The organism is Herpetosiphonaceae bacterium (assembly GCA_036374795.1).
Taxonomy (GTDB): domain Bacteria; phylum Chloroflexota; class Chloroflexia; order Chloroflexales; family Kallotenuaceae; genus LB3-1.
Window position 1 is genome coordinate 1 of sequence record DASUTC010000259.1, and the last position, 16,534, is coordinate 16,534.

The following is a 16,534-nucleotide window of genomic DNA, read 5'->3' on the forward strand; positions in this document are numbered from 1 at the left end:
CAGCAAGGCTGAGTTCGTTGGCATCGCGTGGTACAATTTCAGGTACCGAATGACTTGCTGAACGGTAAGGATGGCACTGTGGGCTGGACGGAGCGCGTTGTCGAACATTTAGCGGACGAGGGCCACCGGCTGACGGGGCCGCGCCGGGCGATTCTTGAGCATATTTTACGCTACAGCGCGCCGTTTACGGCTGAGGAGCTGCTGGCGGATCTGCAAGCGGCCAGGATTCACGTAGGCCGGGCCACGGTGTACCGCACGCTGGAGCTGCTGCATAGCTACCAGTGGCTAGGGCTGGTGCATCGTCCGGAGGGCGAGCACGGATACGTGGTGGCCGAGCCTGGGCACCAGCATCATCTGGTCTGCCGCCAGTGCGGGCATGTGATCGCGTTTCAGGGCTGCGAGCTGGAAAAGCTGCTGGGCGGCCTGGCGGAGCGGCTCAATTTCCGCATCGAGGGCCACTGGCTGGAGGCGTTCGGCGTCTGCCGGGCATGCCAGATGACGGCCTCTTCCTGATTCACGCTCAAGCAACCTTTTGGCAATCCCTTTGATCCCTTCCAGGCACCAGGAATCGTCGAGTGTCCGCGCCAGACTCCGAAGCCTACGCCTCATCGACGGCTGCGCGCAGACGGTCGAGCTGTGTGTGCAGCGCGCTGCGATCGGTTTCACGGCTGATCGTCGCCGAGATATGCGCGCCGATCGTCTGATTCAGCCGCGCTACCTCAGCGTCGAGCCGCTCCAGAAGCGCGTCGCGCGTATCGTCCTGGGCATGATACAGCTCCCAGTAGACATCGTCCATCACGTTGCGCAGATCGTTGCGAAAGCCCTCCAACCAGCGCGCGTCGTCTGAGCCGGGCGTGAGATGCCGCTGCATATCGGCCAGGCGCTCCTGAATCGCCAGCAGCGCCTCGAACGGCGCGGTCGCCGTCACCTCAGGCTGCCAGGCCGGACGCGGCGGCTGTTCCGGTGGCGCGGGCCGGAGTGCTGGCCGCTGCCTCGATCGGCTGTAGGAGAGTAGCGCTGCGGCGATCAGCAGCAGGCAGATCAGCAGCAAAAGACTGAACAGGCACCAGGGATTCTCGAAGCTCAACAGCAAGCGCATACCATCATCCTTTCGTCGGCTGGCTGGAACGAAGTGGCGTGCTATAATCGCAGCGGCGACGATCTGCGCGGCAGCTCTATCATCGCCTAAGGTAGCCGCATACGCAGCGCCGGTCGTCGATCGTATACGCTAACTATAACGCGATGTCACACGCAAGGAGGCGTTCGTGGACTACGGTTTTTCAACACGGGCTATTCATGTCGGTCAGGAGCCGGAGCCGGGCACCGGCAGCGTGATCGTCCCGATCTTTCAGACCTCGACCTTTGCGCAGGACGAGGTTGGCGTTCATAAAGGCTACGAGTATTCGCGGACGGATAATCCCACGCGCACGGCGCTGCAAGCCTGCCTGGCATCGCTTGAGAACGCGAAGTACGCGCTGACGTTCGGCTCCGGCCTCGGCGCGACAACCACGCTGATGCTGACGCTCAAGGCGGGCGAGCATGTGATCTGCGGCGACGATGTCTACGGCGGCACCTATCGGCTCTTCCAGCGAGTGATGACCGACCACGGGCTGCTCTTCGATTTTGTCGATATGTCGAAGCCGGAGGAGGTCGCGGCGGCGATTCGGCCTGAGACGCGCCTGATCTGGCTGGAAACGCCGACCAATCCGCTGCTCAAGCTGGCGGACATTCAGGCGATCAGCGCGCTGGCCCGCCAGCGCGGCATCCTGACGGTCGTCGATAACACGTTTGCCTCGCCCTACGGCCAGCAGCCGCTCGATCTGGGCGCGGACATCGTGATGCACTCGACGACCAAGTACATCGGCGGGCACTCCGATGTCGTCGGCGGCGCGCTGATGCTCTCCAACGACGAGGTCTACGAGCGGCTGAAGTTCCTGCAAAACGCGGCGGGCGCGGTGCCCGGCCCGTTCGACTCGTGGCTGACGCTGCGGGGCGCGAAGACGCTGGCGCTGCGCATGCGCGAGCACGAGCGCAACGCGCTAGCGGTGGCGCAGTTTTTGGAGGAGCATCCTGCTGTCGAGCGGGTGATCTACCCTGGCCTGCCGAGCCATCCGCAGCATGAGCTGGCGCGGCGGCAGATGCGCTGCTTCGGCGGGATGGTTTCGCTGACGCTGCGCGGCGGCGAGGCGGCGGCGCGCGAGATGGTGCGGCGCACGCGGCTTTTTACGCTGGCCGAAAGCCTGGGCGGCGTCGAAAGCCTGATCGAGCTGCCGGCGGCGATGACCCATGCCAGCGTGGTCGGCTCGAAGCTTGAAGTTCCGGCGGGGCTGGTGCGGCTGTCGGTCGGCATCGAGGACGCGGACGATCTGCTGGCCGATCTGCGGCAGGCGCTTGCGGACGCGCCCACGGAGGATGTCGGAGCGGAGGCGTACGTGCCGACGCACTCGGAAGCATAAGAAGGAGCAAGCCGTGCGACGTGTGCAAATCTGGAGCGTGCTCGTCGGGCTGTGGCTGCTGCTGATCCTACCAGCGCTGGCCCAGGCCCCAGGCGTGCAGATCGAAGACCCGGATACCGTGCTGGGTAGTCAGGAGAGCGTGCGTCGGGCGGCGCAGCGGCTGGCCGACGAAGGCGCGCGGGTGATCGTCGTCGCGGCGGGACCATCGGCGGGCCAGACACCCAGCCAGGCCGAACAATTCCTGGATGCGCTTCTCGCGCGCAGGAACATCGCTCCGAACAGCGGCCAGCTCCAGCCGAATGATATTCTGCTCTATGTCGCACGCGACGCGCGGTGGACCTTGCTGCTCTACGGTCAGCGCTGGAAAGACAATCTCGATCCGGTCTTCCAGTCGATCCAGGTCGAGCAGATGAATCCTCGCTTTGCCAGCGGCGATCTCGCCGGTGGTCTGGTTGCGGGCCTCGACGCGGTGCGCACGACGATCAATCCGCCCGTGCCGACGGTGGTCTATCTACTCGGCGGGGCGCTGGTGCTGACCGTGATCGGTGTGGTGGCGGTGCCGCTGCTCAAAAAGCGTCGCGTCAGCGCGGATGCCCTGGCGGCGGCGCGCGAGCGCATGCAGCAGGCGCGCAAAACAGCGGGCGCGGCGATTGCCGATCTGGATCGTCTGGTGGAGCAGGCGCAGGCCAAGGCGGAGTACGATCGGATCAGCTATAGCCAGGGCAACATCGAGCGGCTGCAATCGCTCCAGGCGAAGGGCATCCAGCTTTTCCACGAGGCGCAGGACGCATTCGCGGCTGGCGACGATCAGCAGGAGGCCAAGGCCGTGCTCGCCATCGCCGACTACGACGCGATCAGCGCGCACTACGCCCGCGCCCAGGAGATCGCGCGGCAGGCCAGCGCGGCGATTGGCGAGGCTGAGTCGCTGCGCGCTCAGTTCGACGCGCAGGGCACGCCCAACACCGGCCCGACGACGCGGCTGCGCGAGTGAGCCTGTCGCGCTGATCTGCTTGAAGGTCGTTCAAAGTACAAGCGTGGTCCCTGTGAAAGGGGCCACGCTTGCGTGTGCAGCCACGACAGCGGATCTTCAGGCGTTGCTCTGCGCCGCATGCATCGCCCGGTACTCGTCTTCGAGCATGCCCATGACGATGGAGTCGTGGTACGTGCCGTCGAGGTAGAGCACCTCGCGCCGCACGCCCTCGCGCCGAAAGCCGAGCTTCTCGTAGACGTGCAGCGCGCGTGGATTGAACGCAAAGACCTCAAGATCGACGCGGTGCAGGCGTAGCTGGTCGAAGGCGTAGCCGAGCATCAGGCGCATGGCCTCGCTGCCGTAGCCCTGCCCGGTGTAGGGCGTGCGAATCCCGATGCGAATGTTGGCCGAGCGATTGGTCGTGTCGATTTCATTCAGCACCACCTCGCCAATCAGATCGCTCGTATCGTGCGGGACGATCGCCAGGTCGACACGATCGTCGCGCTCCGCGATCGTCGTGATCCAGCGCTCGGTCTGCTCGCGGGAAAAGCCCGTGGTCTGCGTCCCGGTCAGGCGCAGGCCCTCCTCGTCCTGCATCAGCGCGAGGTAGGCATCGATGTCGTCGAGCCGGATCGGGCGTAGCGTGATGCGTGTGCCGCGCAGCGTAGGCTTGGTGGTCATACCACAGTCTCCAATAGCCGCAATGTAGATCTCACGAGCGGCTGGTGTTATACTCCGCGCGTGCATACGTGTCAATCGAACGTTGCCAATCTGCGCACGACCGCCTCGGCTTCCCTCGCCAGCCGCGCGATCAACTCGGCGGCGGATTGACGGCGGGCAAGGCGGAGGCCCTGGCCGGCCCAGAGCGAAAGGTAGTCGGCCCGGCCCTGGCTGGCGGCTGCGCTGCGCATCGGTCGCGTCAGCGCATTCTGGATCGGATACGGCAGAATCGCCTCGGCGGTGCTCTCGGCCTCGTGCATGAAGCGGTTGACGATGCCACGCGCCGGACGACCGGAGAAGGCCCGTGTCAGGCTCGTCTGGTGCTCGCCCGCCTGAAGGATCGCCGCCTTATGCGCTTCGGGAATGCCCGCCTCGTCGCAGGTCAGGAAGGCGGTGCCCATCTGGACGGCGCTCGCGCCAAGCGCCAGGGCCGCCGCAATGCCACGGCCATCCATGATCCCGCCCGACGCGATCACCGGCACTGTCACCGCATCGACGACCTGCGGCACCAGCGCGATCGTCCCCACCAGCCCAGACTCGAAGTTAACCGCGAATGTGCCGCGATGCGCGCCTGCCTCGCTGCCCTGCGCGACGACCGCATCGACGCCTGCCCCCTCTAGCGCGCGGGCCTCATCGACTGTCGTCGCCGTTCCGATCAGGAACATGCCGCGCGCCTTGATCGCCTCGATGGCGGGTGAGGGCAGGATGCCAAACGTGAAGCTGAAGACTTCCGCGCCGCTCTCAAGCGCCGCCGCGAGCTGCCCATCGAAGGGCTCGATCGCCCAGGTTGGCAGGCCGGGCGGCGGCAAGCTCAGCTCCGCGTGGAACGGAGCCAGCAGCGCAAGCGCCGCGCTCGCGTCCGCTGGCGGATCGGGCGCGGGCAGCGGAGCAAAGAGGTTGATGCCGAAGGGCCGCGATGTGCGCGCGCGCACCTCACGCGAGATCTCAGCGATCTGGGAGGGCGTGAGATACGCCGCGCCGATCGAGCCGAGCGCGCCCGCCTCGCAGACCGCCGCTACCAGCTCGGCGGTCGTCGCGCCGCCTGCCATCGGTGCCTGGATGATAGGATGCGACAATCTCAGCCGTCGCGTCAGGATGGTCTGGAATGGCATAGATCGCCTCCTCTATGATCGGTTTGCAACGGGTGTGCGGCTGCGCCTGCGGCTCACAGCTCGTACCCCTGGCTGATCCAGTAGTGCCAATCCTCAATCGCCTGCTGTGTCTGCGGATCGATCTTCATGCCTTTGAGCTGCGCAAGCGGCACGGCGACGTCACGGCGCTCCCAGCGAACGACGACAAACATCTCGTGGTCGCATTCGTCTTCGGGTGCCATGCCCGTGACTTTGACGTTATCGCCAACTCGGAGCGGAGAGATCGCGCTGGGTGATGCAGGTGGCCGCGAAGGGAAACTGCAAGTTTTCTTCGAGGTAGTAGTACCAGCCCATAGCCTGCTCTTCCGGGCCGTAGGCATCGACAATAATGTCCATCGCGATCCGCTCTTCGCGCGCTTCGTCTCGTGGCGTCCTCGGCATACGGCGTGCTCCTCGATAGCTCATCTATCACAGCTTCGCTGCTCTTGTGCAGGGGCAGCATACTACACCTGCCGCGTGTGGAGCAACGCGCTGTGGATGCCCAGGCGGGTACAAGGGAGCGAGCTAGCGCTGATCTGCTCCTTTCTCGGCAGTGCCGGGTTTAATCCAAAGCGCGGGCAAATCCCGTACTGTTAAGAATGAAGTATGTTACAGACTGTTCGCACAGGCTGATGCGGGAGTTATATCCATGAGTTCCACTCCTCACCCAACGTGGGAAACGCACGCCCGATCGCACGCCGCAGAGCGCAAGCCGCTCCTGCGCGGCTGGTCGCACGCGCTCGCCGCGCTGGCCGCCGTGGTGGTGACGATTATTTTGCTCATAGAGACACACACCGATCTGCTGCGCTTTCTTTCGCTGCTGATCTTTGGCCTGAGTATGATCTGGCTCTACCTCGGCAGCGCCGTGTACCACATCGGCAGATGGCAGGGTCGTCGCCATCAAGTGCTGCGCGCGCTCGATCACGCCAATATCTTTCTGCTGATCGCAGGCACGTACACGCCGATCTGCGTCAACGTGCTGACCGGCTCGCTGCGCATTACGGTGCTGACTCTCGTGTGGACGGTGGGGCTGACGGGCGCTCTCGCGACGGTGCTGATGCTGCGGCTGCCGCGCTGGGTTTCGACGGCGCTGTATCTGGGCATGGGCTGGGTTTCGCTGATCGCGCTGCCGCAGCTTGTGCAGCTCTTGCCCTGGCAGGCGATCACGATGCTGGTTGCCGGCGGCGTGCTCTATTCGATCGGAGCGGTGATCTATGCGCTCAAGCGGCCCAATCCGCTGCCGCGTATCTTCGGCTTCCACGAGATTTTCCATCTCTTCACCATCGCGGGCGGCGCGGCGTTCGTGGCGCTGATCTGGATCTGGGTGGTGCCGTTCCCCCGCGTGTAGCCCGCGCCTTGCCACGTTCGATCGGAATGCAAACGCACCCGCTCCTGGGTGCGTTTGTGGCGTTGATGAGGTTTGCGTCGATGGTGTGGGTCAGGGTATCGCGGGGAGCAGCTTGTTGGTCGAGCCGTGATCTACGGCTCCGCCACGTTAGCTTTAGCTGCTCAGCCGCTCACGCACTGCTGCCAGATCGTCGTCGCTCAGGCCGCCTGAGCGCAGGTAGGCGGCGACGTCGAGCGACGCCAGCGTTGCGAGGATCGCGGCGCGGGCAGAGGTCTGCTTGCGCCTGAGCAGCGCCTCGATGATCGGCTCCTGGTCCTCCTCTCCCAGCGCGGTCCAGCGCGGTCGCAGGCGCACATTGCTCAGCTCGTAGTCGGCGGCGATGTCCTCAGGCGCGACGCCGACGAGCGCCAGCAGCAGCAGCGTGATCAGTCCGGTACGATCGCGACCGATGCCGCAGTGGATCACGACGCCACCCGGCGCGGCGCGGGCGATGGCAGCCACGGCGGCAGCGCAGCGCTCCGGCTTGCGCTCAAGGAAGGGCAGATAGTACAGCGGGCTGCCATCGAGTCCGTTGTCCCAGCAGTAGTCCCAGAACTCGGTGTCTGCGATGTCGTCCAGCGGCATATGCACCGTGGTTAGACCATTCGGGCGTGGCGCGGTGTCGGACCCAAGCTCGTGGTCGTTGCGCAGGTCGATGATCGTGCGGATTCCGTGGGCCTTCAGCGCTGCCCAGCCCGCTGCCGTGAGCTGGTTGAGGCTATCGGCGCGCACGACGGCACCCCGCCGGGTGCGACGACCATCGCCGGTGCGGATGCCGCCGAGATCACGGACGTTGAAGCAGGCGTTCCAGTCGAGGTTCCGATCGGGTATCACAGGCTCACCTTTAACGAGTCTGGAAGTTTTCCACAAACAGGTACAGCATGATCGTTGCGAGCAAGCGTGCGCCTAAGAGCATCACGCCCAGTTGGTGTGTCATGCTCGTCTCGTTGAATGCATTGTTCAGCATTATAGCGTGGCGGGCAAGCGCAATGGTTAATCTATCCGCAATGCGTACCGGCTTTGCTCGCCTTCAGATATTGACCATTTTTAATTTTTCTCGTATAGTCTGCGTAGGACACAGTTTCGAGTTTCGGGTTCCAAGTTCCGATCTTCGGGCTTCGAGTTGAGGCCCACACCTCCCGGCCTGGCGGCCCCTGGTGTGCCCAGAGGTCGCCCGTTCTTGGTTCTCGGTTCTCCCTCTTTGTTCTCGGTTCTTCCCTTTGTTCTGGCATTTGGTTCAGGGAGGTTTCAGGCATGTCCGACTCATCGTTTTCTCGTCGCTCGTTCCTCAAGATGTCGGTTGGCGTTGGCTCAAGCGTAGTAATCGGCGGCGTTGAGCTGCGCTTCGCGTCGCCCTCCTCCGCCTCGCCCGCGCCCGTCGATCTCGCCGCCGTCACCGCGCCGAACATCATCGGCTGCGATACCTGGGGCGCGCGACAGCCCACCGAGCCAATCACAGTGCTCTCCTCGAAGCCAACCAAGGTGATCGTGCATCATACCGCCACGTCGAACTCCACCGACTACTCGCTGGCGCATGCCTACTCGCTGGCGCGGGCGATCCAGAACTACCACATGGACAACAATGGCTGGATCGACACCGGGCAGCAGTTTACGATTAGCCGGGGCGGCTATGTGCTGGAAGGACGCCACCGCAGCCTTGAGGTGTTGCAGGGCGGCGTCAACCACGTGCGCGGCGCGCACTGCCTGAACCAGAACGATGTTGCCGTTGGGATCGAGAACGAGGGCACCTACATAACGGCAACACCGCCCCAGGCGCTCTACGATAAGCTCGTGGCGATGTGCGCCTACATCTGCCAGCAGTACGGCATTCCCAGCACGGAGATCTACGGCCACCGCGATTTCAACGCCACCGAGTGCCCCGGCGATAAGCTCTATGCCATGCTGCCGCAGCTCCGCAGCGATGTCGCGGCGCTGATCGGCGGTCCCACCCCGCGTGTCTGGCCGATCGTTCAGCGTGGGCACACCGGCGAGCGTGTCAAGACCGTGCAATACCTGCTGCGCGAGCACGGCCAGAGCCTGACGGTCGACGGCATCTTCGGCTCAGGCACCGAGCGCGCCGTCAAGAAGTTCCAGTCCTCCAAGGGCCTGACCGCCGATGGGATTGTGGGCGCGCAAACCTGGGAGGTGCTGGTGATCGTGACTAAGCAGGGCGATAGCGGCGACGCCGTGCGCGCCGTGCAGAGCCAGCTCGTCTCCAAAGGCTACAGCCTGGTGATCGACGGCATCTTCGGCCCGGCCACCGACAGCGCGGTCAGGAGCTTTCAGACCTCGCGCGGCCTGACCGTCGATGGGATCGTCAGCCTCAATACCTGGAACGCGCTGGTCCAGTAGGCGATCCAGGCCGGCCAGAAGCGCCCGCCTCCACATCGGAAGCGGGCGCTGTACGTCGATCCGCGCCTCGGCTACCTCGCAAGCAGCGGCAGATACACGCTGGCTCTGGCGGAGAGACGCAACGCCGCCCAGTGGTGCGGCAGCGTCTGGCGCATGTGCTCGTCGGCGGTGCGCCAGTTGTGCCCGCCGGCCAGGATCGCCGGGAGCGGACCTGTGACGCCCTTCTGGATCAGCTTGTGCCGCAGATGCTCGCCACGGTAGAAGTTGGCATCGCTCGGCTCAGCCGATTCGGGGCCGTACTGGATCAGCCAGCGGATGCTGCGGACCTCGGCGACGCTGCGGTTGCAGACGATGTTCGGCGCGTTGTTGGCGGCGGCGTATGCTCGATCGCGTGGCTGGTCGAAGACCGGATCGAAGAGCGAGAGGCCGAAGACGCCGTCGCTCTCCGCGATGCTCTGGCACGTGGCGTCGGCGTAGAAGTACAGCCCGTCGAACGCTCCGGCGGTGCTGAACAGCTCAGGATGCTGCGACGCGATCTTGGTGCTCATGAAGCCGCCTAGCGAGAAGCCGTCCACGCCGCGACCGGAGCGCGTCGGCACCGTGCGATAGTGCCCGTCGACGTAGGGCACGAGCTCCTGCACCAGATAATCCTCGAAGCGTCCCGTGCCGACACCCGCCGCGCTGGTCAGCTCCGGCGCGAGAAAGTTGGTCAGCATGCCGGAGACTGAGTTGTCGGCGCTGCTGATGCCGGGAAAGACCAGGATCATCGGCCCGACCTGCCCCGCCGCGAGCAGCTCCTCGTACACGTCGATCACATTGCGACCGCCGCGCGTGCTGTCCTCCTGCTGGTTGATCCATTCGCGCTCGTGGCCCCGGAAGAGGTAGAGCGTCGGGTAGCGCAGCCCCGGCCTGGCGCTGTACTCCGGCGGCGTGTAGACATAAAACTCTTTGGCGACGCCAAGCGTCTGGCTGTCGAGCGCGATCTTCTCGACCCGTGGATCATAGACCACGGTGCAGCGATCGGCCCAGGCTGCGACGGACGCGCTGATCGTGCCGCCCACCGTGGCAACTGCGGTACGATTGGGAATGTTGACGCACTCCGCCGTCTGCTCGACCGAGCCCCACGATCCGCGCGTGAACTTGAACTCAAGCGTGCTGCCCTCGCTGACGGTGATCGTGCCGGTGGCCTGCAAGCCGCTGCGCACCAGCGGCGTGGCGCTCGGATTCCAGCCCTGGAAGTTTCCGGCGATGTAGATCGTATCGCCCGGCTGTGTCGTCTGCGGAAGCGTCACCGAGACGCTCATCGTCACGTCCGGCCCCGGCTCGTTCTGGACATCGGCCCAGCGCGCGACGCTATCGCTCACCGTGCGATCGGCGTCGGCGGTGGTCGTGCGGTTGGCAAGCTCGCTGCCGTCGGCGGCCTTCTCGACGCTGCTCCACGAGCCGCGCGTGTACTTGTACTCCAGATTCGTGCCTGCCGCGAATGAGAGCGTAATGCTGGCGGTGTTGCCGGAGCGTTGCATTGGCGTGGAGCCCGGATTCCAGCCCGTGAAATTTCCGGCGATGTAGATCGTGTCGGCGGCGGGCGTTTCGGGCGGCAGCGTCACCTGAAAGGTCAGCGACACGTCAGCCGTGGGCGCGGGAAGCTGCCGGGCCTGCGCGCTCAAGCTCAGCGTACCGAAGAGCATCGTCAAGAGGAGTCCCAGGATAGGGACGGCGGCGCGTGATTTCATGGGTATCCTTTCCATTGGCGGGCGATACACGTTGGGATCTGCGGCGCAGAAGCCGGGGTCGTCTCCTGCTGGTTGGTGACAATGATGTGCCGCGCATTATAGCATGACCACGCCTGGAATCTCAGGGTGCTGGCCCTCGACCGATGATGGGCCGAAGGTCCCTTGAGCCTGTGTGTCGGATGGTCGCCCAACGATCAGAAGCCAAACTATTCACGTCAGCTTGCAGCCATTGACGCGGGCCGATCGACATGGTACTATCCGCCTGTCTCCTGCATCTGACAGCAAATAATAGGTTGCTCATGCGCGTTTCCAATCGGCTGTTCTGCTTCATCATACTCTTCAGCCTGGGTCTAGGATCGATCGTTCCTGCTGCCGCAGCGCCGTCAAGCGCCGCCGCACAGCTCAACGTCCAAAAATTTTTGGACGGGCAGCCCGGTGCCCTCAAAAGCTACCGCGAGGGCAAGTACACTGCCGCGCAGGTGATCGAAGGCTATACCTCGTACTACAATCTCGATCCGCGCATCATCCTGACGCTGCTTGAGCTAGGGCCGCGTCTGCTAACGGAGCCCACGCCCGCGCCGGAGACGATCCGCAAGCCGTTCGGCGCGGCAGGTCCCGACGGGCTTACGCAGCAGGTCGAGTGGGCCGTGCGCGATATTCGCGCGGGCTTCGGCCCGTACACGAGCGCGCCGGTAGTCAAGTTCAGCGATGGTACCAGCGTAACGCTTGACATAAAACAAGAGGCATCGGTGATCGCCGTGCAGCGCTTCCTGGCGAGTGGTCGCGCGCAGAGCGAGTGGCGCGGCCTGGTCGATCGCTATGTGCCGCTGTACACGCAGCTCTGGGGCAAGGAGCCCGCGCTCCCGACGCCAACACCCGCCGCGTCGCGTCCGTTTCTCAAGCTGCCGTGGCCTGCCGGAGTCGAGGTGATCCACTCGTCGTATTTCGACCACGCCTATCCCACGGTCGATCGCGGCGGCGATGGCAACTCGTTTATCGTCAACTACCTGGGACGCGGCAACCTGTCGTATAACACGCACGACGGCCACGATTATTATTTTCCCGCTCAGCCGATCGGCACGCCGATGCTGGCCGCCGCGCCAGGCATCGCCTATGCCTACACCACGCGCGGCAACGGCGTCGTGATCCGCCACGGCGGCGCGTACGCGGGCTACGAGACGATCTACTGGCATCTCGATCAGTTCGCGGTCATCTTCGAGGGCAAGATCGACAAAGGCGTCGGCGTGGCGGTCGAGGCCGGGACGGTGCTCGGCACCAGCGGCAAGACCGGCTTCACCTCCGGCGGTGCGCATCTGCACTTCGAGGTCCGGCACAACGGCAAGCAGGTCGATCCCTACGGCTGGTACGGCTCCGGCCCCGATCCGTGCTCTGCCTGGGCCGCTGGCTGCGAGACGAGCGTCTGGCTGTGGGACGAGAGCCTGAGCGGCCTGTACGACTTTACCCGCCCCGACGCGCCCGCGCCGCAAGATCGCGAGCCGCCGACAGGCAATCTAGCGGTCGTGCCCGACGGTGATCTTGGCCTGCTGGCTCACTTCGACGAGAACCTCGTCCCGGCGATTGGTCAGGGCATCGTGGAGTTTAGCGGCACTCAGGGATCGTCAGGGGCGAAGCCGAGCTTCAAGGAAGGCGTCTTCGATCGCGCGATCGAGCTGTCGTCGCTGGGGCTGAGCTATCCGATCAGCGGCAATCTTGAGCTTGAGCGCGGCACGATCGCGTTCTGGGCCAGGCTTCCGGCGGAGTATCCGCAGAGCCGCAGCAAACGTCACTATCTGGTCGCGGCGAGCGCGAATCCTGAGGACGGCAAAGTTTACACCGATACGCTGGCGCTGCGACGTGAGCAGACCGACGAGCGCGCGCTGTGGAATTTCTGGACGGTCGACAGCGGCGGCGTCGCGCACAATCTCACCGTCTCCGACACGCTCCAGCGCGACGCCTGGCACCATTTCGCGGTGGCCTGGGAGCGCGACACGGGGCGCAAGTCGCTCTTTATCGATGGGCAGCTTACGGCGCAGGCTAGCTCGATCGCGCTGCCGAACAGTCTTGGCGAGCAGCTTCAGCTTGGACGCTTTATCGCCGGATTTGGCGCGAGCGGCATTGCGCTGGATGAGCTGGCGGTCTTCAAGCGTGCGCTGAACGGACGCGAGATCAAGCGGCTGGCGGAGAAGCAAGATCTCTATTCGCGCAGCGCGGGTCCGATCAGCACGGCGCGCATCGTGACGGATCGCACGGTGGTGCTGGATGCCAACGCGATCGATCCGCAGGGCGGCATCGTCTCGGTCCAACTGCGCCGCGACAACGAGCCGTGGTCAGGGCCGCTGGCCTACCACGACAGCTATCGCTGGTCGATCACCGGCACCGAGGGCACGCATACGTTCGCGATCCGCTACCGCGACCGCGCCGACAACGAGACGGTGGTGACGACGACGCTTGAGCTTCAGTCGCCGATCAGCGCGACCGGCGAGGTGCGCTCGACCTTCGATACGGCGGCGGTGCTGAGCCTGGCGGTCAACGGCATCGATCCTGAGCCGCAGGGCACGCAGACACCGCAGATGTGGATGTCGGAGCATGTCGAGATGCAGCTCTCGATCCACGAGGATTTCCGCGATGCCGTCTGGGAGCCGTTCGTAGATGTGCGCGTGTGGAACTGGCAGCCCGGCCAGGAGCGCAAGGTCTTCGTGCGCTTCCGCGACGAGCAAGGCCGCATCAGCAAGCCGCAGCCGGTCGGCCCCGACGTCACCGCGCCATAGCGGGCGCAGAACAAGGGAACCAGGAGCCGAGAACTAAGAGAACTCGAAACTTGAAACTCGAAACTTGGAACTTGAAACTCGAAAGCAGACGAAAATAACGCCCTGGCATATGCCGGGGCGTTTGTCGTTAAGCGTGTTCGATCGGTAGGGACGTGAAGATCGATTCGTGGATAGTGACGATCGGCGCGTAGTGCATACGTCCCTATGGGATCGGCTGTACGGGCACGATTGATGGCATGCGATGCATGGATCGGTGTCGATGCATTTCCCCCTCTCCTATGCAATGGGAGAGGGGTGCCCTCTGGGCCCGGGTGAGGGCCTGCCTACCCCGCAACCGGCAGGATCAGCGTAAACGTCGAGCCTTTGCCAAGCTCGCTGGTGAGCCAGAGCCTACCGCCCATCAGCAGCGCCAGCGGACGCACGATCGCCAGGCCCAGACCTGTCCCGCCCGCCTCGACCTTCAGGTCGCTCTCGACGCGGTAGAAGCGCTCGAAGATACGCTCCTGGTCTTCGGGCGCGATGCCGATACCGGTATCGGTCACGTCGATCTGCACGTAGGTGCGGCGCGTCGCCAGGCCCGCGCGCTGCTCGGCTGGCAGATCTTTGCCCTGGATCTTCCTGGCCGCGATCGTGATCTGGCCCTGCTTGGGCGTGTACTTGATCGCATTCGAGAGCAGATTGTCCAAGATCTGCTGGAAGCGCGTGGTATCGACCAGCACAGGAGGCATCTCCATCGGCGCATCGATCAGCAGGTTTTGCTCGCGGCTGGTCAGCAGCGTTTGCTGACTATTGACCGTCATGCTCACGGTGTCGAGGACGCGCACCGGCTTGAAGTCAAGCTCCACACTGCCCGACTCGATCTTGGTGATGTCGAGCAGATCGTTGATGATCGCCGTCATGCGCTCGGCGCTGGTCTTGATCGTGTCGAGCAGCTGGCGCTGGGTGGGGCTTAGCTCGCCCATCGAGCCCATGCCGAGCAGTTGGACATAGCCTTTGATCACCGTCATCGGCGTGCGCAGCTCGTGGCTGACCGTACCGATAAACTCGGTCTTGAGCCGGTCCGACTCGATCTCACGGGTGATGTCGCGCAGGATCGCCACGCCGCCCAGCAGCTCGCCGCGATCGGTCAGCACGGGGCCGAGCGCCATATCCACCGAGCGCGGCCCGATGCGGAACGTGGTGCGGAACTGGCGTGGCTGGCCCTGATCGTCGCGTGGATCGGCCAGCAGGTCGCGCAGCGGCGAGCGCTCAGGGCCGGAGATCTTGAGCGTGCGCAGGATCTCGTGGATATTCGCCATGAACAGCTCTTCCAGCGGCTGCTCAAGGATACGCGCGCTCATCGGATTGGCGAGCATGACCTGTCCGTCACAGTCGCAGACGACCACGCCATCGGCGATCGATTGCAGGATCGCCTGGCTCTGGCTGGAGGTCGCGCGCTCGGCCTGGACCATCATCGCCAGCTTCGCGGCCTGCTCGCTGATATAGTAGTACAGATCGGCGTTGTGCAGCGCGCTCGCAACCTCGTTGGCGACGACGGTCAGCACGCGCTGGTGCTCCTGCTTGAAGTAGCCGATCTCTGGATGCGACAGGATCAGCACGCCCAGCAGCCCATCGGAGGCCGTGATCGGCACGCCCAGCAGCGAGCCGCGATGCTTGTGCTCGCCCTCGGCAACCTGCGGCTCGACCCAGCGCGGGTCGAGCATCACGTCGTCGATCAGCACCGGCATGCGATGCTGCGCGACCCATCCGGCGACGCCCATGCCGATCGGGAAGTGGCTGATCTGCTTGTTATTGCTGCCGAGCGTCGCCCGCCGCACAAGCTGAGCCGTCTCGGTATCCAGCAGCAGCACCGATCCATGGCTGACCGACATGCGCTGCGCGAGCACCTGGAGCAGCTCGTTCAGCATCGTGTCTACGTCGAGCGTGCTGATCACGGCGCTCGAAATCGCGTAGAGCAGATCGAGACGGTCGCGCTCGGCACGAAGCTCCTGGGTGCGCTCCTGAATGCGCTGCTCAAGCTCGGCGTTGAAGCGCACGATCTGCTCGTACAGCCGGGCATTCTCCAGCGCCAGCGCGGCCTGGTTTGCCAGCGATTGCGCCAGCGCGATCTGCTCCGTGCTGAGACGATCCGGCGGCCCCTGGATCACGATCACGCCCAGCCGATCTTCGCCGGCCAGCAGCGGCAGCGCCAGCAGCGCCGACTGGGGATCGACCCAGCCGCCGTCTTGAGTCGACGATGGATCGGGCAGCAGCCAGGGCTTGGCGCGGCGTAGCGCCTGCGGCACCAGGCTTGTTTCTTCGAGCGCGTAGCGGATCGTTTCGAGCGGCTGCGGGTAGCCCCAGGCGCGCGCGTTGATCAACTGCTGGTCGGCGCGCAGCCAGATCGCGCAGCGGTCGGCGCTGAGCGCCTGTTGCAGCTCCTGCCCGATAATGCTGACCAGCTCGTGAAGCTGGAGGCTGCCGCTGAGCGCCTGGGAGAACTTGAAGAGCCGGTTGATGCGCATGGCAACAAAATCAGCCTCCTCAGTCGCCATCGCAAGCTGCGTCGCCATAAACTCCGCCTCGTCGATCCGCTGACGCAGCGCCAGCTCGATCTCCTGGCCGAACTGCCGCGAGAGCACGCCGACCATCCACTCGGTGAGCGGCTCGAACTCGGCCAACACCTGCATCATCACCTGCGGCTCGTCCTCTTGCAGCGCCAGATCCCACAGGATGCGACGGATCTGGAACGGAATCTCCAGCAGTTGCGGCAGCGTTCGGTCGGTGCGTCCACGCAGATGCGGGGCCTGGTTGAGCGCAGCAGTAAGCATGGAGTAGTCGCCACGCGCCGCCGCGATCAATCCCGCGTAGGCCTGCACGAAGAACGTGGTACGTAGCTCGGAGGTGCCAAGTCGCTCGTCGCTGACGCCACGCTCACGGATGCGGCGCGCCCAGCGCGGAATGATCTCGGACTCGTGGGTTTCAAGCCAATGGGCTAAGCGTTCGCTCATATTCGGAGTTCCAGGTTCCATGTGCCAA

General features: G+C 64.6%; 14 protein-coding genes. 6 read left to right on the plus strand and 8 right to left on the minus strand.

The genetic code is table 11. The features are described from left to right. The first annotated feature begins 78 nt into the window (after window positions 1-78). On the plus strand, window positions 79-513 hold the full coding sequence (locus VFZ66_19120) for a Fur family transcriptional regulator (protein ID HEX6291303.1): 435 nt from the start codon (window positions 79-81) through the stop codon (window positions 511-513). An 85-nt stretch (window positions 514-598) separates the two neighbouring features. Here VFZ66_19120 and VFZ66_19125 read toward each other — a convergent pair whose 3' ends face one another. Further along, entirely contained in the window at window positions 599-1,099 is a 501-nt protein-coding gene (locus tag VFZ66_19125) for a hypothetical protein (GenBank protein ID HEX6291304.1), read from the minus strand. 166 nt (window positions 1,100-1,265) lie between these two features. On the opposite strand from VFZ66_19125, the gene VFZ66_19130 reads away from it, so the two are divergent. Then, window positions 1,266-2,456 carry a cystathionine gamma-synthase gene (locus VFZ66_19130; GenBank protein ID HEX6291305.1) on the plus strand — a complete coding sequence of 397 codons (1,191 nt, stop codon included), beginning with the start codon at window positions 1,266-1,268 and terminating at the stop codon, window positions 2,454-2,456. 13 nt (window positions 2,457-2,469) lie between these two features. Beyond that, complete coding sequence (locus VFZ66_19135) at window positions 2,470-3,447, plus strand: TPM domain-containing protein (GenBank protein HEX6291306.1); 978 nt, start codon at window positions 2,470-2,472, stop codon at window positions 3,445-3,447. A 96-nt stretch (window positions 3,448-3,543) separates the two neighbouring features. On the opposite strand, the gene VFZ66_19140 is transcribed toward VFZ66_19135, so the two are convergent. From VFZ66_19140 to VFZ66_19155, 4 genes are all read right to left on the minus strand, one after another. Next, a complete protein-coding gene (locus tag VFZ66_19140; GenBank protein ID HEX6291307.1) occupies window positions 3,544-4,107 on the minus strand; it encodes a GNAT family protein in 564 nt (187 codons plus the stop codon). A gap of 71 nt (window positions 4,108-4,178) precedes the next feature. Further along, window positions 4,179-5,258 carry a DUF561 domain-containing protein gene (locus VFZ66_19145; protein HEX6291308.1) on the minus strand — a complete coding sequence of 360 codons (1,080 nt, stop codon included), beginning with the start codon at window positions 5,256-5,258 and terminating at the stop codon, window positions 4,179-4,181. A gap of 53 nt (window positions 5,259-5,311) precedes the next feature. Further along, window positions 5,312-5,479: a calcium-binding protein gene (locus VFZ66_19150; protein ID HEX6291309.1), complete on the minus strand. Its 168-nt coding sequence runs from the start codon at window positions 5,477-5,479 to the stop codon at window positions 5,312-5,314. Window positions 5,480-5,495: 16 nt separating this feature from the next. After that, window positions 5,496-5,678: a calcium-binding protein gene (locus tag VFZ66_19155; GenBank protein HEX6291310.1), complete on the minus strand. Its 183-nt coding sequence runs from the start codon at window positions 5,676-5,678 to the stop codon at window positions 5,496-5,498. A 247-nt stretch (window positions 5,679-5,925) separates the two neighbouring features. On the opposite strand from VFZ66_19155, the gene VFZ66_19160 reads away from it, so the two are divergent. After that, on the plus strand, window positions 5,926-6,624 hold the full coding sequence (locus VFZ66_19160; GenBank protein ID HEX6291311.1) for a hemolysin III family protein: 699 nt from the start codon (window positions 5,926-5,928) through the stop codon (window positions 6,622-6,624). A gap of 153 nt (window positions 6,625-6,777) precedes the next feature. Here the strand turns inward: VFZ66_19160 and VFZ66_19165 are convergent, their stop codons facing one another. After that, complete coding sequence (locus tag VFZ66_19165) at window positions 6,778-7,497, minus strand: tyrosine-protein phosphatase (GenBank protein HEX6291312.1); 720 nt, start codon at window positions 7,495-7,497, stop codon at window positions 6,778-6,780. A gap of 420 nt (window positions 7,498-7,917) precedes the next feature. On the opposite strand from VFZ66_19165, the gene VFZ66_19170 reads away from it, so the two are divergent. Then, window positions 7,918-9,015 carry an N-acetylmuramoyl-L-alanine amidase gene (locus VFZ66_19170; protein ID HEX6291313.1) on the plus strand — a complete coding sequence of 366 codons (1,098 nt, stop codon included), beginning with the start codon at window positions 7,918-7,920 and terminating at the stop codon, window positions 9,013-9,015. 71 nt (window positions 9,016-9,086) lie between these two features. On the opposite strand, the gene VFZ66_19175 is transcribed toward VFZ66_19170, so the two are convergent. Beyond that, window positions 9,087-10,748: an alpha/beta hydrolase-fold protein gene (locus VFZ66_19175; protein ID HEX6291314.1), complete on the minus strand. Its 1,662-nt coding sequence runs from the start codon at window positions 10,746-10,748 to the stop codon at window positions 9,087-9,089. Window positions 10,749-11,047: 299 nt separating this feature from the next. Here VFZ66_19175 and VFZ66_19180 point away from each other — a divergent pair, with 299 nt between their 5' ends. Continuing rightward, window positions 11,048-13,516: a peptidoglycan DD-metalloendopeptidase family protein gene (locus VFZ66_19180; protein HEX6291315.1), complete on the plus strand. Its 2,469-nt coding sequence runs from the start codon at window positions 11,048-11,050 to the stop codon at window positions 13,514-13,516. A 323-nt stretch (window positions 13,517-13,839) separates the two neighbouring features. On the opposite strand, the gene VFZ66_19185 is transcribed toward VFZ66_19180, so the two are convergent. Continuing rightward, the gene (locus tag VFZ66_19185; GenBank protein HEX6291316.1) at window positions 13,840-16,506 is read right to left on the minus strand and encodes a GAF domain-containing protein; all 2,667 of its coding nucleotides are present in this window, start codon (window positions 16,504-16,506) and stop codon (window positions 13,840-13,842) included. Window positions 16,507-16,534: the final 28 nt, after the last annotated feature.